The organism is Streptacidiphilus sp. ASG 303, assembly GCF_020991365.1.
GTDB lineage: Bacteria > Actinomycetota > Actinomycetes > Streptomycetales > Streptomycetaceae > Peterkaempfera.
The window spans coordinates 75,865-95,380 of sequence record NZ_JAJLRA010000003.1; the positions used below are offsets into that span (position 1 = coordinate 75,865).

The following is a 19,516-nucleotide window of genomic DNA, read 5'->3' on the forward strand; positions in this document are numbered from 1 at the left end:
CGCGGCCGGGCCGGGACGGCGCAGGCGCACCGCCCTCTGCCCGAAGTCCGCCGGTTCCGCACCCCGGCGTGGGCCGATCGGCCCATCCGGTCCCCCCGGGCGGAGGCCGCGACCTGCGATAACCCGTTGCCGGGCGGCTCGGCGCCGGGGCAGGATCGGCAGGCATGGAACACCCGCCCGAGACCATCGCCTCCGGCCCCGTCGTCCTGCGCCGCCGCCGGGCGGCCGACGCCGCCGCCGTGGACCGGCTCGTCACCGAGTCGCTCGACCACCTGCTGCCCTGGATGCCGTGGGCCGCGCACCACGACGCGGCGGCCGCCACCGCCTACACCGCGGACTGCGAGCGCCACTGGGAGTCCGGCGAGGCGTACGACTACGCGATCACCTGCGACGGGCAGGACGTCGGGAACTGCTCGCTGATGCGCCGGATCGGGCCGGGCGGGCTGGAGATCGGCTACTGGCTGCACCCGGCCTGGACGGGCCGGGGCCTGGCCACGGCCGCCGCGCGGGCGCTGGTGGAGGCGGCCTTCGCGCTGCCCGGCACCGGGCGGGTGGAGATCCACCACGACGCGGCCAACCACGCCAGCGGCGCCGTCGCCCGCCGGGCGGGCCTCACCGAGGCCGAGCGGCGCCCCGCCGCGCCGGACGCGCCGCAGGCGTCGGGCGAGTGCGGGATCGACGTGGTCTGGCGCACCACCCGCTGACCGCGCCCGGCCGGGGCCCGGACGCGGGCTCCGGCCGGGGGACGCCGCCGGGGAGCCCTGCCGGGGGCACTCAGTCGAGGAAGAGGCCCCGGGCGGCGGCGGTGTGCTCGAAGGCCTCCAGCCGGGCCTCCGCGCCGGGCAGCTCGTCGCACATGGCCTGGAGCAGGACCCGGCCGAGCACCATCGGCGCGCAGGCGGTGTCGAAGACCAGGCTGCTGCCGACGGCGGCGGGCAGCAGCAGGTCGGACATCCGGGCGACGGGGGCGAAGGCGCTGTCGGCGACGGTGACCACGGTGAGCCCGCAGTCGCGGGCGGCGGTGAGGGCGTCGGTGAGCTCGCGGGGGTAGCGGGGCAGGGCGAAGCACATCAGCGCCGAGGCGCCCGCCGCCGCGGCCTGCTCGACACGGTCGGTGAGCATGGAGCCGCCCTCGTCGAGGAGCCGCACGTCGGGGTGGACCTTGGCCGCGAAGTAGGCGAAGCCGCGGGCCTGGGCGGAGGCGGCGCGCAGGCCGAGGACCGGCAGCGGGCGGGAGGCCGCGAGGATCCGGGCGGCGCGCGCGACCGGCTCGGGGTCGGCGAGGAGCTCGGCGAGCCGGTTGAGGTTGTCGATCTCGGCGAGGACGGCGCGCTGCTGCTCGTTGCGGACGGCGTCGCGGGGCGACTCGGCGGGGGCGGCGCCGGCGGCGGCCTCGGCGGGGCCGAGGTCCCGCAGCCGCCTGCGCAGGCCGGGGTAGCCGTCGTAGCCGAGGGCGACGGCGAAACGGGTGACGGAGGGCTGGCTGACCCCGGCGAGCTCGGCGACCTCGACGCTGGAGAGGAAGGGCGCGTCGGCCGCGTGCTGCACCAGGGCGTGCGCGATGCGGCGCTGGGTGGGGGTGAGCCGGCTGCCCTCGAAGAGGCGCAGCAGGCGGGCGGAGGGGCCGAGCGCCTCGTCGGCGGTGGTCATGGGTCTCCTCGGTGCGGGCTCTGGTCCAGCCACTGCTTCGGCCGCTGCCTCAGGCACTGCTTCAGGCACTGCCGACTGTGCATGAGGCCATTCAGCGGGGCAAGGGCTTTCCGGATGCCGGGCGCGGCGGTCAGCGGGGCCGGCGGCGGGCGGCGGCCTGGGGGCAGGGCGGGGGCGGGCCGGGGCCGGGGCGGCGGGGACGACCCTGAACCGCCCCTGAGAGACCCCCCGTTCGCCCCCGAGAACCCTGGACGGCCGGGGCGGCGGGGACCACGCTGGACCGCATGGAGAAGCCGCCGCGCACCGAGCTGCACAAGGACCTCGACGCCGCCGTCCAGACCCGCAAGGAGCTGGGGCCGGAGTACGAGGAGGAGGTCGTCGACGCGTTCCTGGCCCGGGTCGACGCCCGGCTCGACGCACGCGTGGAGCAGCGGGTCGCCGAGCGGCTGGACGCGTACGGACCGGCGCGGCGCGGGGCGTACGGGCCGCCGCGGGGCCGGGCCGGGAGCCGGCTGGCCGTGATCTCGCTGGCCCTGGGCATCCCGCTCTCCGGCGTCGGCGGCGGCACCGGCGGGCTGACCGGTCTGGTGGTGGTGTGGGCCGGGATCGTGGGGGTCAACGCGGCGGCCGCCCTGGGCGAGCGCCGGGAGGAGCGGGAGGAGCGGCGGCGGCGCCGGGACGGCTGGGAGTGACCCCGGCCGCGCCCGGCACCGGCCGCCGCCTCCCGCATCAGGCCAGCGGCCCGGTGACGGCCTCGACGGCCTCGACCAGTCCGCCGCCCGCCACGAGGGCGGCCGCGGCGTCCAGGTCGGGGGCGAGGAAGCGGTCCGGTCCGACGCCGCCGACCCCGGCCGCGCGGACGGCGGCCAGCGCGGCGGCGGTCGCGGGGGCCAGCGGGTCGGTGTCGCGCGAGGTGTAGGCGCTGCGGCGGATCTCCAGCGCCCGGGCGGCGGCGGTGAGCTCCACGGCGAGGACGCGGCCGAGGTTGTCCACGGCGGTGCGCAGCTTGCGGGCGGCGGACCAGCCCATGGAGACGTGGTCCTCCTGCATCGCCGACGAGGGGATGGAGTCGACCGAGGCGGGCACCGCGAGGCGCTTGTTCTCGCTGACCAGGGCGGCCTGCGTGTACTGGGCGATCATCAGGCCGGAGTCGACGCCCGGGTCGTCGGCGAGGAACGGCGGCAGGCCGTGCGAGCGGTTGCGGTCCAGCAGCCGGTCGGTGCGGCGCTCGGCGATCGAGCCGAGGTCGGCGGCGGCGACGGCCAGGAAGTCCAGGACGTAGGCGACGGGCGCGCCGTGGAAGTTGCCGTTGGACTCCACGCGGCCGTCGGGCAGCACCACGGGGTTGTCGACGGCGGAGGCCAGCTCGCGGTCGGCGACCAGGCGGGCGTGGTCGAGGGTGTCGCGGCCGGCGCCGGCGACCTGCGGGGCGCAGCGCACGGAGTAGGCGTCCTGGACGCGGGGCGCGTCGTCCTGGTGGTGGCCGGTGAGGCCGGACCCGGCGAGCACCTTGAGCATGTTGGCGGCGGAGGCGGCCTGGCCGGGGTGCGGGCGGATCGCGTGCAGCTCGGGGGCGAGGACCCGCTCGGTGCCGAGCAGCGCCTCCAGGGACATCGCGGCGGTGATGTCGGCGGTGGTGAAGAGGCGGGCCAGGTCGGCGCAGGCCATCACGAGCATGCCGAGCATGCCGTCGGTGCCGTTGATGAGGGCCAGGCCCTCCTTCTCGTGCAGCTCGACGGGGGTGATGCCGGCCGCGGCGAGCAGCTCGCCGGCGGGGCGGACGGTGCCGTCGGGCCCGTACGCCTCGCCCTCGCCCATGAGGACCAGGGCGCAGTGGGAGAGCGGCGCGAGGTCGCCGGAGCAGCCGAGCGAGCCGTACTCGCGGACGACGGGGGTGATGCCCGCGTTGAGGACGGCGGCCATGGTCCGGGCGACCAGGGGGCGGACGCCGGTGCGGCCGGAGGCGAGGGTCTTGAGCCGCAGGAACATCAGGGCGCGGACGACCTCGGGCTCGACGGCCGGGCCCATGCCGGCGGCGTGCGAGCGGACGAGGGAGCGCTGCAGCTGGGCGCGGAGCTCGGGGCTGATGTGGCGGACGGCGAGGGCGCCGAAGCCGGTGGAGACGCCGTAGACGGGGCGGGGCTCGGCGGCCAGGGCGTCGATGCGGGCGCGGGAGGCGGCCATCCCGTCCAGGGCCGCGGCGGAGATCTCGACCCGGGCGCCGCCGCGGGCCACGGCGAGCACGTCGTGCGCGCTGACAGAATCCTTGCCGACCGTCACCACGGTGCTCTCGCCCTCCACGGCATGCATATCCATATGCACATTCTCATCAGGTGAATGGCAGTATGACAACCCGGCGGGGGCGCCCGGACCGGGTAAGGGGCCCGGATCGGGGGAAGGGTGCCGGACCGGGGGAGGATGGGCCGCGCAGGCGGCGGACGGCGGCGCGGGCAGCGGCACGGGCGACGGTACGGGACGGGCGACGGCGCGGGACGGACGGGTGACGGCATGGGACGGGTGACGGAGCGCCGCAGGGTGGTCCGGCTGCGGGACGGGGCGAGCAGTGTGCGCCCGGACTCCCTGGCGGCCGAGGAGCCGCTGGAGATCCGGATCGGCGGTCAGCCGCTCACGGTCACCATGCGCACCCCCGGGCACGACTTCGACCTGGTGGCGGGCTTCCTGGTCTCCGAGGGGCTGCTGCACTCCGCGGACCGCCTGGCCGCGCTCCGGTACTGCGCCGGGACGGACGCGGACGGCGCCAACACGTACAACGTGGTGGACGCAGCCGTGCGCGGCGCCGCGGAGATCCCCGTCTCCCTGCACCGCAACCTCCTCACCTCCAGCGCCTGCGGCATCTGCGGCCGCGACACCGTGGACGCGGTGCGCACCCGTTCGCACTGGGACGTCGCCGCCGACCCGGTGCGGCTGGACCCCGAGGTGCTGTACGCCCTGCCCGACCGGCTGCGCGCCGCCCAGAAGGTCTTCGACACCACCGGCGGCCTGCACGCCGCCGGGCTCTTCACCGCCGACGGGGAGCTGCGCTGCGTGCGGGAGGACGTGGGACGGCACAACGCCGTCGACAAGGTGGTGGGGTGGGCCCTGCGGGAGGGGCTGCTGCCGCTGTCCGGGCACGTGCTGATGGTCAGCGGGCGGGCCTCCTTCGAGCTCACCCAGAAGGCGGCCATGGCCGGGATCCCCGTGCTGGCGGCCGTCTCCGCGCCCTCCGGCCTCGCCGTCGACCTCGCCGCGGAGCTGGGCCTGACCCTGGTCGGCTTCCTGCGCGGCCGGTCCGCCAACCTGTACGCGGGGGCGGAGCGCGTCACGGGCGCACCGGCGGGCTGACCCGCGGGGCGCGTGCGGGCGCGGCCCGCGCCGCGCCCGCCGCCCGGCCGCCGTGGACCCGGGCCGGACGGCCCGCCCCGGCCCACGGCCCCTCCGCACGGCCGCACGGCGGCGGGGCCGCACGCCCGGTCCCGCGCCGCGCGGCCGCCCGCTCAGTCCGGCGGCGAGGCCGGGCCCGACAGCGCCACGGCCACCAGCGCCCGCAGCACCGGGGCGACCCCCGCCAGCGGCAGCGTCGCCTCGTCCGCGAACAGCTCGACCAGCCAGCCCCCGGCGGCGTTGCTGCCGCCCGCCGCGACCATCCCGCGGTAGCCGCCGACCACGAGCACGGCCTCCTCCGCGGGGTCGTTGCCCGGGCTGCCGGTGCGCAGGGCGAAGGCGTCGCCGCGGACGGCCCGCTCCGTCAGCGGGTAGGAGCGCAGGTCGAAGACGGCGTCGGGGGCCTCGTTGAGGGCGCGCTGCGCCTGCGCCCCGGCGCCGGCGGGCCCCCGGGTCATCCGGTGCACCGAGTACCGCACGGTGCGCATCCGCCGGGAGCCCGGCGGCACGTAGGAGGTCCACCAGGCGACGGCGTCCAGCATCCGCGCGGCGGTCTCGGCGACGGCAGCGAGGCGGCCGGCGGTGTCGGCCGGGTGGGCGACGCGGACGGGCTGCCCCTCGACGGTGTGGCCCGCGTCCAGGACGGCGAGGACGGCCGGGATCAGCTGGGCCGGGTCGGCGCTGTGCAGGGCGCCCCGGAAGCGCCGGCGGTCGGGCCGCCGGGCGCGGCCGCCGCGGCCGGACCGCTCGGCGGAGTCGGCGAGCTGCACCACCGCGTCGGGCGACCGCCCCCGCCCGGCGACCACGGGCTCGGCGGCGCGGGCGGCCTTGGCCCGGTACTGGGCGGCGTCCGCCAGCCGGAAGAGGCGGTCGGCGGTGGTGACCGGGCCGATGGGGTCTCCGGTGGAGGCGACGCCGCAGGCGACGCCCTCGCCCTCGCCGAGCTCCAGCGCCCGGGTGCACAGCTCCTCGGCGACGCGGACCACCTCGTCGGCGCTCTGGCCCTCGGCCAGCAGGCAGAACTCGTCGCCGCCGAGCCGGGCGGCGATGCTGCCGGGCAGGCGGGCGCCGCACAGGGAGAGCAGGCTGGCGAAACGTTCCAGCAGGCGGTCGCCGACCTCGTGGCCGTGCACGTCGTTGATCCGCTTGAGCCCGTTGACGTCGCAGACCACCAGGGAGACCACCACGCCCTCGCGGCGGTGCGCCTCCAGGGCCGCGTCCAGCCGGCCGTCCACGGCGCGCCGGTTGGCCAGGCCGGTCAGCGGGTCGGTGAAGGCCAGGCGCCGCAGGTCCTCCAGCCGCTCGGTCTGGGCCAGCCCCGCCGAGATCTGCGCCGCGACCAGGGTGGCGAAGTCCGTGTCCCCGGCGGTGAAGACCGGGCTGCCCAGGCCCCGGGCCAGGTACAGCTCCCCCCAGGCGCGGCCGTGCAGCACGATCGGCGCGACCAGGCAGGACGACCGGCCCCGGCGGCGCAGCGCGGCGGCCCGCTGACGGCTGAAGGCGGCGCCGCGCGGGGGCACCCCGGCGGGCGGCCCGGCCTCGCCGTCGTCCGCGGTCTGCACCCAGGCGCGGGGCAGCCGGCGCTGGGCGTCGAGGAAGCTGACGATCTCGGGGAAGTCGGCCACGGGGTAGGACTCGTCCTCGGGCAGCGGCTCCTCGCCCGGCGCCAGGTCGCCGTGGTTGACCAGCACCCGCAGCCGCCCCGACTCGCGGTCCCACACCGAGACGGCGGACATCGCCGCGCCCAGCGCCCCGCGGGCGCGGCCCGCGGCGGCCCGCACCGCCTCCAGGGGGGACTGGGCGGCGGCCATCGCCTGGGCGATCTCGACGACGGCGCGCAGCCGCGCATCCGGGTCCACCACCGCCGGGGCGTCCTCCGCCCGCTGCGCCTCGCCGCCCACGGTCTCCCTCTCTGCCATCGATGGGATCAAGATTACGGCGGCTTTGCCACGATATGCCCGACCGGTGGGAGTGCGTTCGACGGGACGGAGGACACCCGGCCGCGGCGCGGGGGCGGGCGCCCGGGGGCGGGCGCGGGCGCGGCGGGGGTCAGCCGTGCTCGGGGCGGCGGGTGAGCAGCCAGGGCTCGACCAGGCCGAGCCCGCGCACCGGCCGGCGCCACATGGGCTGCAGGTGGAAGCGGTGCTCCGGGGCCTTCCGGTCCACGGTGTGGACGGGCCCGCCGGCGGCGACCCCGACGGCGGCGACCGTGGAGAGGGCCTCGGCGAGGCCCTCCGCCGGGGTCCCCGGGGCGGCCCCGGCGGACGGCGGCACCGCGCCCTCCCGCTCCAGGGCGGCGGCGAACTCCCCGTCGATCAGCACGGCGTCCTTCGGCGCGATCGAGGTGAGCCGGCTGGCCAGGTTGACGGTCGTGCCGAAGACGTCGCCCATCCGGGAGGTGACCGTGCCGAAGGCCATGCCGACCCGCAGCGCGGGCATCGTGTCGTCCTTGGTCAGGGTCTCCACCAGGGCGAGGGCGATCTCCGCGGCCACGGCGGGGTCGTCGGAGACGTAGAGGATCTCGTCGCCCAGGGTCTTGATGAGCCGCCCGCCGTGGCCGGCGACCAGGTCGGCGCAGGTGGACTCGAAGGTCTCGACCAGCTCGCCGAGCTCCTCCTCCTCCAGCCGCCGGGACAGCCGGGTGAAACCCACCAGGTCGGCGAAGCCGACGGCGAGGCGTCCGCTGGTCACCTCGTCGTCCTCGGCGGCCTGGACGACGCGGCCGGTGACGGCGGCCAGCTGGCGCCGCCACACGTACACCAGGAACTCCTCCAGCTCCGGCAGGAGCAGCTGCACCAGCGGGTAGGCGACGTCGGCCCGGGAGAGGCCGGGCTCCAGCGACTGGGTGAGGCTCTCCAGGAAGGTGTCCATCTGCCACTCGGCGAGCCGGGCCGTGGTCTGGCCGGTGGAGCGCGCCACCTGGATCGCCATGGGCTCGCTGATCAGCCCCGCCTCGACGAGGCCCGCGAGGCGGCGCAGCGCGATGACGTCGGCGTCGGTGAGGGCGCGGGACTGGCCGATGTCGGGGAAGCCCATCGCCCGCCAGAAGCGGCTGGCCAGCTCCATGGGGACGTCCGCGGAGCGCGCCGCCTGGTACGGGGTGTACCGGCGCGGCGCGTCGAGGATCAGCTGCTCCAGCCTGAGCGCGACGGTGCTCTCGTCGTCCTGCTCGTCGGGCGGGCCGGCGGGGTCGGGGTGGTCCGCCGGTCGGGGGCGGCCCGCCGGGTCCGGGTCGGGTCCGGGCAGCCGCTCCCGCGTGGTGCCGTCGTCGTCTGTCACCGTTCCATCCCCGTGCGGTCGCCGCACTTCTCCGCCGTCGAGCCGGGCCTCGGGCCGCGGGCTGCCGCAGTGGCCTGCCTCACACCGCCGTCCTGAGGAATGTTCGCACGGAATCACCGGGACCGGGGTATCCGGCCGCGATGCGGACCGGCGCTTCCGTGCTTCGGACGCCGGTCACCGCTCATCCGGTTCCGGCCCCTCCGGGCCCGCGGGCCGCACGGGCCCCTCCGGCCGCCGCGCGTCCCCCGGCCCCGGCCGCTCCCCGGGGCGGGGCGGCGGGCCCGGTTCCTCCGGCTGCGGGCGGACGTGCACGACGTCCCCGGCGCTCACCGCGTGCTCGGCGCCGTCGCCGGTCCGCACCACCAGCCGCCCGTCGCCGTCGACCGCGACCGCGCGGCCCTCCAGGGCCCGGTCGCCGGGCAGCAGCACCCGGACCCGGCGGCCGACGGTGGTGCAGCGGGCGGTGTAGGCGGGGAGCAGGCCGCTGGCCTCGGGGTCGCCGCCGGCCCGCCGCCACTCCTCGTACAGCTCGGCGAAGGAGCGCAGCAGCGCCCGCAGCAGGGTGTCGCGGTCGGTGACGGCCGCGCCCGCGAGGGCGAGGGAGCCGGCGCCGGGCACCGGCAGTTCGGCGGCCCGCAGCGACACGTTGACGCCGATGCCGGGGACGACGGCGCCGTCGGCCAGCTCGGTGAGGACGCCGCCGAGCTTGCGCTCCTCGCCGTCCACCGTGACCAGCAGGTCGTTGGGCCACTTCAGGCCGACCTCGACCTCGGCGATCCGGGAGAGGGCGGAGGCGGCCGCGACGCCCGCCAGCAGCGGCATCCAGCCGTACCGGTGCGGCGGCACGCCGGGGCCGGGGCGCAGCAGCAGGGAGAGGAAGAGGCCGGAGCGGGCGGGGGCGGTCCAGCGGCGGTCGAGGCGGCCGCGGCCCGCGATCTGCCGCTCGGCCACCAGCACCGCGCCCTCCTGCGCGCCGGCGCGGGCGCGCTCGGCCAGGTCGCTGTTGGTGGAGCCGGTCTCGGCGACCACCTCCAGGGAGGTCCACAGGCCGCCGGGGGCGACCAGGGCGCGGCGCAGCCGGGCGGCGTCCAGCGGCGGCCGGTCCAGGTCGGTCCAGGGGGAGGGCCCCTCGCCGGTGAAGCCCCTGAGTCCGCTGGTGCGGCGGCGGCTGCCGCCCGTCTCGTCGCTCACGGCGCCAGCCTATGCGGGCGGCCGCCGCGCCGCGGACCCGCGGCGGACCGGCGGCGGACCTGCGGCGGCGGAAACCCGGGGGCGCCTGTGGTGCTCGCCATACTGACAACGTCCCCGTGATCGCTACGCTACGCAGTGGTAATCCTCCGCCCCGTCCCCCTTCCCGGCGGTACGGCAGCGGCCAGGGCCGACCTCTGAGCACCCACCCTCACCAGCTCACGGCGACTACCTAGGGAGAAGCGCGGGATGGCCGAAGCGGAGACCGACATCCACACCACCGCGGGGAAGATCGCCGACCTGCGGCGGCGGATCGACGAGGCGGTGCACTCCGGTTCGGAGCGCGCCGTGGAGAAGCAGCACGCCAAGGGCAAGATGACCGCCCGCGAGCGGGTGGAGCAGCTGCTGGACGAGGGCTCCTTCGTGGAGTTCGACGAGTTCGCGCGCCACCGCTCGACCAACTTCGGCCAGCAGCACAACCGCCCGTACGGCGACGGCGTGGTGACCGGCTACGGCACCGTCGACGGCCGCCCGGTGGCGGTCTTCGCCCAGGACTTCACCGTCTTCGGCGGTTCGCTGGGCGAGGTCTTCGGCGAGAAGATCGTCAAGGTCATGGACTTCGCGCTGAAGACCGGCTGCCCGGTCGTCGGCATCAACGACTCCGGGGGCGCCCGCATCCAGGAGGGCGTGGCCTCGCTCGGCCTGTACGGCGAGATCTTCCGCCGCAACGTGCACGCCTCGGGCGTGGTGCCGCAGATCTCGCTGATCATGGGCCCGTGCGCGGGCGGCGCGGTATACTCCCCCGCGATCACCGACTTCGTGGTGATGGCGGACCAGACCTCGCACATGTTCATCACCGGCCCGGACGTCATCAAGACCGTCACCGGCGAGGACGTCGGCTTCGAGGAGCTGGGCGGGGCGCGCGCCCACAGCACCAAGTCGGGCGTGGCGCACCACATGGCGTCGGACGAGAAGGAGGCCGTGGAGTACGTCAAGGCGCTCCTGTCCTACCTGCCGTCCAACAACCTGGAGGAGCCCCCGGTCTACGCGGAGGAGGCCGACCTGGCCGTCTCCGAGGAGGACCTGGAGCTGGACGCGATCGTCCCGGACTCCGCCAACCAGCCGTACGACATGCACCGGGTCATCGAGCACGTGCTGGACGACGGCGAGTTCCTGGAGACCCAGTCGCTCTTCGCCCCCAACATCGTCACCGGCTTCGGCCGGGTCGAGGGCCACGCGGTGGGCGTCGTCGCCAACCAGCCGATGCAGTTCGCCGGCTGCCTCGACATCGACGCCAGCGAGAAGGCCGCACGCTTCGTCCGCACCTGCGACGCCTTCAACATCCCGGTGCTGACCTTCGTGGACGTGCCCGGCTTCCTCCCCGGCACCGGCCAGGAGTGGGACGGCATCATCCGCCGCGGCGCCAAGCTGATCTACGCCTACGCCGAGGCGACCGTGCCGCTGATCACGGTCATCACCCGCAAGGCGTTCGGCGGCGCGTACGACGTCATGGGCTCCAAGCACCTGGGCGCCGACCTCAACCTGGCGTGGCCGACCGCGCAGATCGCGGTGATGGGCGCGCAGGGCGCGGTCAACATCCTGCACCGCCGGGAGATCGCCGAGGCCGAGGACCAGGACGCGAGGCGGGCCGAGCTGATGGCGGACTACGAGGACACGCTCCTCAACCCGTACGTCGCCGCCGAGCGCGGCTACGTCGACGCGGTGATCCTGCCGTCGGAGACGCGGCAGCACGTCGTGAAGGGGCTGCGGGCGCTGCGGAAGAAGCGCGAGACGCTGCCGCCGAAGAAGCACGGCAACATCCCGCTCTGAGCCGCCCCGCCGCCGGGGCCGGGCCCCGGCGGCCCGTCGTCCCGCCGCCCCCGTCCCGCCGCCTGCCCGCCCCTCGCCGGCGGGCGGCGGGCCCATCCGTCCAGGAGTGCCCCCGCGCCCCGGGGTGCCCGACGACCAGGAGTGCCCCATGACCCCCGTCAAGGTGCTGCACGGGCAGCCCACCCCCGAGGAGCTGGCCGCCGTCATGGCGGTGGTCTCGGCCCGGGCCGCGGCGGCCGCGGCGGCGGCGGCCGCGCAGCGCACCGCCGGCGGCCCGGCCTCCGCCTGGGCCGACCGCGCCGCCGCCATGCGCCGCATGCCCGCCCCCGGCCCCCACGCCTGGCGCACCTCGGGCTGGGCCCGCTGACGCCCGGCGCCCCCGCCGGCCGTCGGCACCGCACGCCGGCGCCGCACGGCCCCCGATCTGAGTACGCGTACTCAGGCGCGGGGCCCGCGGCGGGCGCACCATCGGTGGTGTGCTCTGGTCGGATCCACGTGACGAACCGTCACCCGAAGGCCGGCGCGCGCTCGGGATGATGCGCCGCGCGGGTGCCGTCATCGCCGTCTTCGCCGTCCTGGTCCTCGCCCTGCTGGTGCGCTGACCGGGCCCCGGGCGCCCGGCGCGGCGCTCTACCCTGGTCGGCATGAGCGACCACCGCACCCTCGTCCTCGCCTCCGCCTCCCCCGCCCGCCTGGGACTGCTCCGGCAGGCCGGCCTCGACCCGCACGTGATCGTGAGCGGGGTGGACGAGTCCGCCCTGACCGCCTCCACCCCCGGCGAACTCGCGCTGCTGCTGGCCGAGGCCAAGGCCGCCGCGGTGGCGGGGCGCCTGGCGGTCGACCCCGAGGGGCTGGAGAACCCGCTGGTCGTCGGCTGCGACTCGGTGCTGGACCTGGACGGCGAGGCGCTCGGCAAGCCCGCCGACGCCGCCGACGCCACCGCCCGCTGGCAGGCGATGCGCGGCCGGGAGGGCGTGCTGCGCACCGGCCACTGCGTGATCGACGTCGCCACCGGCGCCCGCGCCGCCGCGACCGCCTCCACCACGGTCCGCTTCGGCACCCCGGACGACGAGGAGGTGGAGGCGTACGTCGCCTCCGGCGAGCCGCTGCACGTCGCGGGGGCGTTCACCCTCGACGGGCGGTCCGCGCCGTTCCTGGAGGGCATCGAGGGCGACCACGGGAACGTCATCGGCCTCTCCCTCCCCCTGCTGCGCCGCCTGCTGGCCGAGGTGGGCGTGCGGATCACCGACCTGTGGGCATGATCGCGTCATCCCGGTAGCCTGGCCGCCCGCGGACGGGGCAGGGGTGCCGCGGGGACGCGGCAGGCGGCAGGAAGGGGCCGGGGATGGGCGACGGAGTGCTGAACGTGGTGCTCGGCGTGGTGGCGAGCCTCGTCAGCGCCGGACTCGGCTGGCTGGCGCAGACGCTGCGGCGCAGGCGGCGGCTGGAGCGCGTGCGGGAGTTCCTCGGCATGGCCGAGGGCACCGAGTGCCTGCTGGTGGTGCCCCGGCACGCCAAGCTGCCGGACGGCGCGGCCGTGGCGCTGCAGGACGCGTACGCGCTGATGGAGCTGGCGGCGCTGATCCGGGAGTGCGGGGCCCACGCCCACATCGCCTCGCACGACCGGGTGCAGCAGGGCGTCGGCACCAAGGCCGAGGTCTGCCTCGGCGGACCGTCCGTCAACAGCCGGACCGCCGCCCACCTCGCCTGGCGCTTCCCCGGCCTGCGGGTCGGCGAGTGGACCGGCCCCGGCAGCCCGATGCCGATCACCGCGGGGGAGCACTCCTTCTCCCGCGTGCCGGACCAGGCCGAGTACGCGGTGCTGGCCCGCATCCCCGGTTCGGACAGCCGCCGCCCGGTCTTCCTGGTCTGCGGGCAGACCCCGGTCTCCAACCAGGCGGCGGTGCGCTACCTGATGGCCCACCGGCGGCGGCTGATGCGCGCGTACGGCGCGGGGAAGCCGTTCTGCCTGGTCGTCAGGGCCGTGAACACGCCGGCCTACGGGCCGGACGTGGTGGAGCTGGCGGCCGACGTCACCCGCGAGGCGGTCACCCCGCCGCCCCCGCCCGCGCCGACCGGCGAGCCCGCGGCCGGCACCGCGGGCGCCGCGTCGTCCTGAGCCCGGGGCCGGGGCCGGGGCGGGCCGGATGCGGGGCCGGGGCGGGTGCGCCGCCCCGGCCCGCTCCGGGCCGCCTCAGGCCGGCTGCGGACCGCCGGCGACCGGCGGCACGGGCGGCACCGGCGGCACGTCGGCGGGCGGCACCTCGGCGCCGGCCGCCCCCGCCGGGGGCTCGCGCAGCACCAGCACCGCCAGCACCACGACGGCCAGCACCAGCGTCAGCCCGGTGAAGACCGCCCACCCCGCGAGGCCCAGCAGCACGGCCGCCAGCAGGCCGTGCAGCACCGCGCACCCGACCAGCAGCCCCCGGGCGAGCCGGCCCGCGCCGCGCGGGGCCGCACCGTGGCGGCGGCCCGCACCGGACAGTCCGGCCCGCGCCGCGACCACCGCGCAGACCAGCAGGAACGCCGCGAGCAGCCCCTGCCCGACCCAGGCCCCGACCGCCATGGCGTCGGTGGACAGGCCGCCGATCGACATCGACTGCTTCCGCACGGCCAGGCCCATGACCAGGCCGAGCACCGCGAACACCAGCGCCTCCGCCACCAGCAGCACCGCCGCCGCGACGAGTACGGCTCTCCGCACGGCCCGCCCCCTCTCCCCGACGCCTCTTCCCTCCGGCGGGGGAACGTTACTGACTGTCCGTCTCACTGCTCAAGGGGGCGGACGGCCCCGGCTCCGCGGGCGGGGTGGTGAAGGCCACTGCGCCGCTCCAGCGAGGTTCCGACGGTGTCCGGGGACGCGGCGTACCGTGGTGACCAGGGCGTCGTCACGGAGGCGGCACAGCCGGTGACGGCCCGGGATGACTCTCCGTGTGGGCAAGGTCACCATGGGGGGTGACTCGATAGTAGGGAACACTGCTCCCTACACTCGCCTAGGTTCAAGAAGGGAGCCATCGTGCGCAAGGTGCTCATCGCCAACCGCGGAGAGATCGCAGTCCGCGTCGCCCGGGCCTGCTCTGACGCCGGAATCGCCAGCGTCGCCGTCTACGCCGACCCGGACCGGGACGCGCTGCACGTCCGCGCGGCCGACGAGGCCTATGCGCTGGGAGGCGACACGCCCGCCACCAGCTACCTCGACATCGCCAAGGTGCTGAAGGCGGCGGCCGACTCCGGCGCGGACGCCGTCCACCCGGGCTACGGCTTCCTCTCCGAGAACGCCGAGTTCGCCCAGGCCGTCATCGACGCCGGGCTGACCTGGATCGGCCCGCCGCCGCAGGCCATCCGCGACCTGGGCGACAAGGTGGCCGCCCGCCACATCGCGCAGCGCGCCGGCGCCCCGCTGGTGGCCGGCACCCCCGACCCGGTCTCCGGCGCCGACGAGGTCGTCGCCTTCGCCCGCGAGCACGGCCTGCCGATCGCCATCAAGGCGGCGTTCGGCGGCGGCGGCCGCGGCCTGAAGGTCGCCCGCACGCTGGAGGAGGTCCCGGAGTTGTACGACTCCGCGGTGCGCGAGGCGGTCGCCGCCTTCGGCCGCGGCGAGTGCTTCGTCGAGCGGTACCTGGACCGGCCCCGCCACGTCGAGACCCAGTGCCTGGCCGACCGGTACGGCAACGTGGTCGTCGTCTCCACCCGCGACTGCTCGCTGCAGCGCCGCCACCAGAAGCTGGTCGAGGAGGCCCCGGCGCCGTTCCTCTCCCCCGAGCAGAACGCGGAGCTGTACCGCGCCTCCAAGGCCATCCTCAGGGAGGCCGGCTACGAGGGCGCGGGCACCTGCGAGTTCCTGGTCGCCGCGGACGGCACCATCTCCTTCCTGGAGGTCAACACCCGCCTGCAGGTCGAGCACCCGGTGACCGAGGAGGTCTCCGGCATCGACCTGGTGCGCGAGCAGTTCCGCATCGCCGACGGCGAGGAGCTCGGCTACACCGACCCCGAGCTGCGCGGCCACTCCTTCGAGTTCCGCATCAACGGCGAGGACCCGGGCCGCGGCTTCCTGCCGGCGCCCGGCACCGTCACCGCGTTCGCCGCGCCGACCGGCCCCGGCGTGCGGCTGGACTCCGGCGTGGAGGCCGGATCGGTGATCGGCCCGGCGTGGGACTCGCTGCTCGCGAAGCTGGTCGTCACCGGCGCGACCCGGAGGCAGGCGCTGGAGCGGGCCCGCCGGGCGCTGGCGGAGTTCCAGGTCGAGGGCATGGCCACCGCCCTCCCGTTCCACCGCGCGGTGGTCGCCGACCCCGCGTTCGCCCCCGAGGTGCACGGCGACGCGGAGCCGTTCACCATCCACACCCGGTGGATCGAGACCGAGTTCGACAACACCATCGCCCCCTTCGCGGGCGGCGGCGCCGAGGGCGAGGAGCCCGAGGGCCGCGAGACCGTGGTGGTCGAGGTCGGCGGCAAGCGCATCGAGGTCTCGCTGCCCTCGTCGCTGGGCGCCTCCGCCGCACCGGCGGCCGCGGGCGCGGGCACCGCCAAGGCCAAGCGCCGCAGCGGCGCCCGGAAGGCCGGCTCGGCGGTCTCCGGCGACGCGCTCGCCTCGCCGATGCAGGGCACGATCGTGAAGGTCGCCGTCGAGGACGGTCAGGAGGTCCAGGAGGGCGACCTGGTCGTCGTCCTGGAGGCCATGAAGATGGAGCAGCCCCTCAACGCGCACAAGTCCGGCACCGTCACCGCGCTGTCCGCCGAGGTCGGCGCGAGCGTGACCAGCGGCGCCGTGCTCTGCGAGATCAAGGACTGACGTCCGCCGCAGCACCCCGGGTGCCGGCTCCGGCCGGACCCGGCACCCGGGCGGGGCCCCGCGGAGCACGCTCCGCGGGGCCCCGCCCGTTCCGCCCGCCTCCGGGCGCCCGGGCCCACCGGACCGGCCTGCCGGACCGCCGGTCCGGGCGGCCAACCCGATCGGCCGGTCAACCGCCGCTTAAGCACGCCCTAAGCCCTCCGGCAGACCCCCGGCTCCCGTGCGCGGCCGGTCTAGCGTGGTCCTCGACGCCGGAGAGAGCGCGGCGGCGGGGGGGAGGGGGCCGGACCGGCCCGGCCCCTCTCTGCCGCCCCGGGCATCCGCTCCTCCGGTACCGCGGACACCGGACCCCTCCGCCCCGGTGTCCGCGGGGCGCCGCCGGACCGCGCACCCCGACTCCTCCACCCGGGGGCCGCGGCACCGCGAACGGCGCCGGCAGAGTGAGGCCCCCGGCAGCTCCCGCCGGGGGCCTCACCCGCCTGTGCAGCCGTCCCGCGCATCCGCTCCGCGCCGCCTGCGCCCGCCGTCCGCGGGCCGTCCCGCTCCCGCTGCGTGCCGCTGGTGCATCCTGCCGCCCGCGCACCGTCCCGCCCGCCGTGGTCCGCCGGGTCCGCCCGGCGCTCTCCCCCGCCCGCTCCTCAGCGCTTGCGGCGGCTGCCCAGCTCCGCGAGCCGGGCCGCCTGGCCCGGCCCCGCCAGACCCGCGCCGGGCGCGGCGCCCGGGGCGGCGTGCGGGGGCCCGCCGTGGGCGCCCGGACGGCGCTGGCCGGGCAGCGGGGCGCCCTGGGGGGCGCGGCGGGGATCGGCCGGCGCGGCGGCCCCGGGGTGCGCCGCCGGGCCGTGGCCGTAGGACTGCGGCTGGTCCCCCGCGAGGCCGAGCGGCGCGACGGTCACCTGCACCCCCCGGTCGGCGAGCGCGTCCAGCTCCCGGGCGGTGCGGTCGTCGGCGGTGGCCTGCTCGTCGGTGACGAGGTGGGTGACCGCGTCGGTGGGCACCGTCTGGAACATGGTGTCCGTGCCGAGCTTGGTGTGGTCGGCGAGGACGACGACCTCGGCGGCGGCCTGCACCAGGGCCCGGTCCACGCTGGCGGAGAGCATGTTGGTGGTGGACAGGCCGCGCTCGGCGGTGAGCCCGCTGCCGGAGACGAAGGCCCGCGCCACCCGCAGCCCCTGGAGGGACTGCTCGGCGCCGCTGCCCACCAGGGCGTAGTTGGAGCCCCGGAGCGTGCCGCCGGTCATCACGACCTCGACGCGGTTGGCGTGCGCCAGGGCCTGGGCGACCAGCAGGGAGTTGGTGACCACGGTCAGCCCGGGGACCCGGGCCAGCCTGCGGGCCAGCTCCTGCGTGGTGGTGCCCGCGCCCACGACGACCGCGTCGCCCTCCTCGACGAGGCCGGCGGCGAGATCGGCGATCGCGCTCTTCTCGGCCGCGGCGAGGTGGGTCTTCTGCGGGTACCCGGGCTCCCGGCTGAAGCCGCCGGGCAGCACCGCGCCGCCGTGGCGGCGGTCGAGCAGCCCTTCGGCCTCCAGGGCCCGCACGTCCCGGCGCACGGTCACTTCGGAGGTCTGGACGACACGTGCGAGCTCCCGGAGCGACACTGCCCCGTTGGCGCGCACCATTTCGAGAATCAACTGGCGACGTTCTGCTGCGAACACGGAACAGACCGTAACCCGCGTGACCGTCTGCTTTCAGGCGTTTGCACCTGGTAGCCGAAGTTGCTCGCAGGCGGACGGCGCGCACCTCTACAATGCGCGCCGTCATATGCCGCGCCCGCCCCCTCGGCGTGCGCCCCCGCGCCCGGCGGGGGCGCGGGACGGGGGAGGGGTCAGGACCCGCTCTCGCCCCCGTCGCGCCTGCGGTGCAGGCGGCGGGCGGCCTCGGCGGTGGAACCGGAGAGCGACGGGTAGACCGTGAAGGCGCCGGACACCTGCTCGACGGTGAGGTTGTTGTCGACCGCGAGCGAGATGGGGTGGATCAGCTCGCTGGCGCGCGGGGCGACGACCACGCCGCCGACCACGATGCCGGTGCCGGGGCGGCAGAAGAGCTTCACGAAGCCGTCGCGGATGCCCTGCATCTTGGCGCGGGGGTTGCCGCGCAGCGGCAGCTTCACGCAGACCGCGTCCATCGTCCCGCAGTCGACGTCGGCGGCCGTGTAGCCGACGGTGGCGATCTCGGGGTCGGTGAAGACGTTCGAGGAGACGGTCTTGAGGTCGAGCGGCTGCACCGCGTCGCCGAGCGCGTGGTACATCGCTATGCGGCCCTGCATGGCGGCGACCGAGGCCAGCATGAGCACGCCCGTGCAGTCGCCGGCCGCGTAGACGCCGGGGGCGGAGGTGCGGGAGACCCGGTCGACCTTGACGTGGCCGGACTCGGTGAGCTTCACGCCCGCCTCCTCCAGGCCCATGGCGGCCGTGTTGGGGATGGAGCCGACCGCCATCAGGCAGTGGGTGCCGGTGATGACCCGGCCGTCGGAGAGGGTCACCTCGACGGTGTCCCCCACCCGCTTGGCGGACTCGGCGCGGGAGCGGGACATCACGTTCATGCCGCGGCGGCGGAAGACCTCCTCCAGCACGGTGGCGGCGTCCGGGTCCTCGCCCGGCAGCACCCGGTCGCGGCTGGAGACCAGGGTGACCTTCGAGCCGAGGGCCTGGTACGCGCCGGCGAACTCGGCGCCGGTGACGCCGGAGCCGACCACGATCAGCTCGCCCGGCAGCTCCTCCAGGTCGTAGACCTGGGTCCAGGTGAGGATGCGCTCGCCGTCCGGCTGGGCGTCGGGCAGCTCGCGCGGGTGGGCGCCGGTGGCGATGAGGACGGCGTCGGCGCGCAGGGTGCGGGTCTCGCCGTCGGCGGTCTCGACGACGACGGCGCGCGAGCCGTCGTGGTCCTGGCGGCCCTCCAGGCGGCCCTTGCCGCGCAGCACGGTGACGCCCGCACGGGTGACGGAGCGGGTGATGTCGTGCGACTGGGCGACGGCGAGCCGCTTGACGCGGCGGTTGACCTTGCCCAGGTCGACGCCGACCACCCGGGCCGCCCGCTCCAGCGGCGGGGTGTCGTCGGCGACGATGATGCCGAGCTCCTCGTAGGAGGAGTCGAACGTGGTCATCACCTCGGCGGTGGCGATCAGCGTCTTGGACGGGACGCAGTCCGTCAGCACCGCCGATCCGCCGAGCCCGTCGCGGTCGACGACGGTCACCTCCGCGCCGAGCTGCGCGGCCACCAGGGCCGCTTCGTATCCGCCGGGTCCGCCACCGATGATCACGATCCGAGTCACGCCCCCATTGTCCCGCACGGCGCGCCGTGCGCGACGCCGGGTGCGGCCTGCGCCCGCGGGGCGCCCTCCGCGGTCCGGGTCCGCCGCCCCGGCCGCGGCCCGCCCCGCGCGGGCGCGGGTCCCGCGGG

The 19,516-nt window shown here is 76.8% G+C and carries 17 protein-coding genes; 9 read left to right on the forward strand and 8 right to left on the reverse strand.

Annotated elements, in window-relative coordinates:
• Positions 1-164: 164 nt before the first annotated feature.
• The gene (locus LO771_RS05180) at positions 165-704 is read left to right on the forward strand and encodes a GNAT family N-acetyltransferase (RefSeq protein ID WP_230648480.1); all 540 of its coding nucleotides are present in this window, start codon (positions 165-167) and stop codon (positions 702-704) included.
• Between the two features lie 70 nt (positions 705-774).
• On the opposite strand, the gene LO771_RS05185 is transcribed toward LO771_RS05180, so the two are convergent.
• Complete coding sequence (locus tag LO771_RS05185; RefSeq protein WP_230648481.1) at positions 775-1,650, reverse strand: MurR/RpiR family transcriptional regulator; 876 nt, start codon at positions 1,648-1,650, stop codon at positions 775-777.
• Positions 1,651-1,934: 284 nt separating this feature from the next.
• Between LO771_RS05185 and LO771_RS05190 the strand changes: the two genes are divergently transcribed.
• On the forward strand, positions 1,935-2,342 hold the full coding sequence (locus tag LO771_RS05190; protein ID WP_230648483.1) for a hypothetical protein: 408 nt from the start codon (positions 1,935-1,937) through the stop codon (positions 2,340-2,342).
• 37 nt (positions 2,343-2,379) lie between these two features.
• Here the strand turns inward: LO771_RS05190 and hutH are convergent, their stop codons facing one another.
• The gene (gene hutH, locus LO771_RS05195; RefSeq protein WP_230649058.1) at positions 2,380-3,960 is read right to left on the reverse strand and encodes a histidine ammonia-lyase; all 1,581 of its coding nucleotides are present in this window, start codon (positions 3,958-3,960) and stop codon (positions 2,380-2,382) included.
• 198 nt (positions 3,961-4,158) lie between these two features.
• Between hutH and fdhD the strand changes: the two genes are divergently transcribed.
• Positions 4,159-4,992, forward strand: coding sequence for a formate dehydrogenase accessory sulfurtransferase FdhD (fdhD, locus tag LO771_RS05200; RefSeq protein ID WP_230648485.1), 834 nt, complete (start codon positions 4,159-4,161; stop codon positions 4,990-4,992).
• Between the two features lie 152 nt (positions 4,993-5,144).
• Here the strand turns inward: fdhD and LO771_RS05205 are convergent, their stop codons facing one another.
• From LO771_RS05205 to LO771_RS05215, 3 genes are all read right to left on the reverse strand, one after another.
• Positions 5,145-6,950, reverse strand: a complete 1,806-nt coding sequence (locus LO771_RS05205) for a sensor domain-containing diguanylate cyclase (protein WP_230648487.1) — start codon at positions 6,948-6,950, stop codon at positions 5,145-5,147.
• A 130-nt stretch (positions 6,951-7,080) separates the two neighbouring features.
• The gene (locus LO771_RS05210; RefSeq protein WP_230648489.1) at positions 7,081-8,310 is read right to left on the reverse strand and encodes an adenylate/guanylate cyclase domain-containing protein; all 1,230 of its coding nucleotides are present in this window, start codon (positions 8,308-8,310) and stop codon (positions 7,081-7,083) included.
• 174 nt (positions 8,311-8,484) lie between these two features.
• Positions 8,485-9,417 (reverse strand): biotin--[acetyl-CoA-carboxylase] ligase, encoded by a 933-nt coding sequence (locus LO771_RS05215; protein ID WP_230649059.1) that lies wholly within the window; start codon positions 9,415-9,417, stop codon positions 8,485-8,487.
• A gap of 330 nt (positions 9,418-9,747) precedes the next feature.
• Here LO771_RS05215 and LO771_RS05220 point away from each other — a divergent pair, with 330 nt between their 5' ends.
• The 5 genes from LO771_RS05220 to LO771_RS05235 all read left to right on the forward strand — a co-directional run bounded on the left by LO771_RS05220 (position 9,748) and on the right by LO771_RS05235 (position 13,447).
• Positions 9,748-11,328, forward strand: a complete 1,581-nt coding sequence (locus LO771_RS05220) for an acyl-CoA carboxylase subunit beta (protein ID WP_230648491.1) — start codon at positions 9,748-9,750, stop codon at positions 11,326-11,328.
• Between the two features lie 148 nt (positions 11,329-11,476).
• Complete coding sequence (locus LO771_RS05225) at positions 11,477-11,695, forward strand: acyl-CoA carboxylase epsilon subunit (protein ID WP_230648493.1); 219 nt, start codon at positions 11,477-11,479, stop codon at positions 11,693-11,695.
• A gap of 109 nt (positions 11,696-11,804) precedes the next feature.
• Entirely contained in the window at positions 11,805-11,930 is a 126-nt protein-coding gene (gene mmpB / locus LO771_RS30560; RefSeq protein ID WP_255743832.1) for a morphogenic membrane protein MmpB, read from the forward strand.
• A gap of 42 nt (positions 11,931-11,972) precedes the next feature.
• A complete protein-coding gene (locus tag LO771_RS05230; RefSeq protein ID WP_230648495.1) occupies positions 11,973-12,590 on the forward strand; it encodes a nucleoside triphosphate pyrophosphatase in 618 nt (205 codons plus the stop codon).
• Positions 12,591-12,673: 83 nt separating this feature from the next.
• Positions 12,674-13,447, forward strand: coding sequence for a hypothetical protein (locus tag LO771_RS05235; protein ID WP_230648496.1), 774 nt, complete (start codon positions 12,674-12,676; stop codon positions 13,445-13,447).
• A gap of 75 nt (positions 13,448-13,522) precedes the next feature.
• Here the strand turns inward: LO771_RS05235 and LO771_RS05240 are convergent, their stop codons facing one another.
• The gene (locus LO771_RS05240; protein ID WP_230648497.1) at positions 13,523-14,029 is read right to left on the reverse strand and encodes a hypothetical protein; all 507 of its coding nucleotides are present in this window, start codon (positions 14,027-14,029) and stop codon (positions 13,523-13,525) included.
• Positions 14,030-14,341: 312 nt separating this feature from the next.
• Here LO771_RS05240 and LO771_RS05245 point away from each other — a divergent pair, with 312 nt between their 5' ends.
• On the forward strand, positions 14,342-16,117 hold the full coding sequence (locus tag LO771_RS05245; RefSeq protein ID WP_230648499.1) for a biotin carboxylase N-terminal domain-containing protein: 1,776 nt from the start codon (positions 14,342-14,344) through the stop codon (positions 16,115-16,117).
• Between the two features lie 638 nt (positions 16,118-16,755).
• On the opposite strand, the gene LO771_RS05250 is transcribed toward LO771_RS05245, so the two are convergent.
• Together LO771_RS05250 and LO771_RS05255 are read right to left on the reverse strand one after the other, a co-directional pair.
• Positions 16,756-17,736, reverse strand: coding sequence for a DeoR/GlpR family DNA-binding transcription regulator (locus LO771_RS05250; protein ID WP_230649060.1), 981 nt, complete (start codon positions 17,734-17,736; stop codon positions 16,756-16,758).
• A gap of 206 nt (positions 17,737-17,942) precedes the next feature.
• Positions 17,943-19,388 carry an NAD(P)H-quinone dehydrogenase gene (locus LO771_RS05255; RefSeq protein WP_230648501.1) on the reverse strand — a complete coding sequence of 482 codons (1,446 nt, stop codon included), beginning with the start codon at positions 19,386-19,388 and terminating at the stop codon, positions 17,943-17,945.
• Between the last annotated feature and the right edge of the window lie 128 nt (positions 19,389-19,516).

Excerpts from the sequence above, each read along its gene's own strand:
- LO771_RS05230 (WP_230648495.1), top strand. The coding sequence starts at position 11,973 with ATGAGCGACCACCGCACCCTCGTCCTCGCCTCCGCCTCCCCCGCCCGC.
- LO771_RS05225 (WP_230648493.1), top strand. The coding sequence starts at position 11,477 with ATGACCCCCGTCAAGGTGCTGCACGGGCAGCCCACCCCCGAGGAGCTG.
- LO771_RS05250 (WP_230649060.1), bottom strand. The coding sequence starts at position 17,736 with ATGGTGCGCGCCAACGGGGCAGTGTCGCTCCGGGAGCTCGCACGTGTC.
- LO771_RS05205 (WP_230648487.1), bottom strand. The coding sequence starts at position 6,950 with ATGGCAGAGAGGGAGACCGTGGGCGGCGAGGCGCAGCGGGCGGAGGAC.
- hutH (WP_230649058.1), bottom strand. The coding sequence starts at position 3,960 with ATGCATGCCGTGGAGGGCGAGAGCACCGTGGTGACGGTCGGCAAGGAT.
- fdhD (WP_230648485.1), top strand. The coding sequence starts at position 4,159 with ATGGGACGGGTGACGGAGCGCCGCAGGGTGGTCCGGCTGCGGGACGGG.
- LO771_RS05180 (WP_230648480.1), top strand. The coding sequence starts at position 165 with ATGGAACACCCGCCCGAGACCATCGCCTCCGGCCCCGTCGTCCTGCGC.
- LO771_RS05185 (WP_230648481.1), bottom strand. The coding sequence starts at position 1,650 with ATGACCACCGCCGACGAGGCGCTCGGCCCCTCCGCCCGCCTGCTGCGC.
- LO771_RS05235 (WP_230648496.1), top strand. The coding sequence starts at position 12,674 with ATGGGCGACGGAGTGCTGAACGTGGTGCTCGGCGTGGTGGCGAGCCTC.
- LO771_RS05220 (WP_230648491.1), top strand. The coding sequence starts at position 9,748 with ATGGCCGAAGCGGAGACCGACATCCACACCACCGCGGGGAAGATCGCC.
- LO771_RS05190 (WP_230648483.1), top strand. The coding sequence starts at position 1,935 with ATGGAGAAGCCGCCGCGCACCGAGCTGCACAAGGACCTCGACGCCGCC.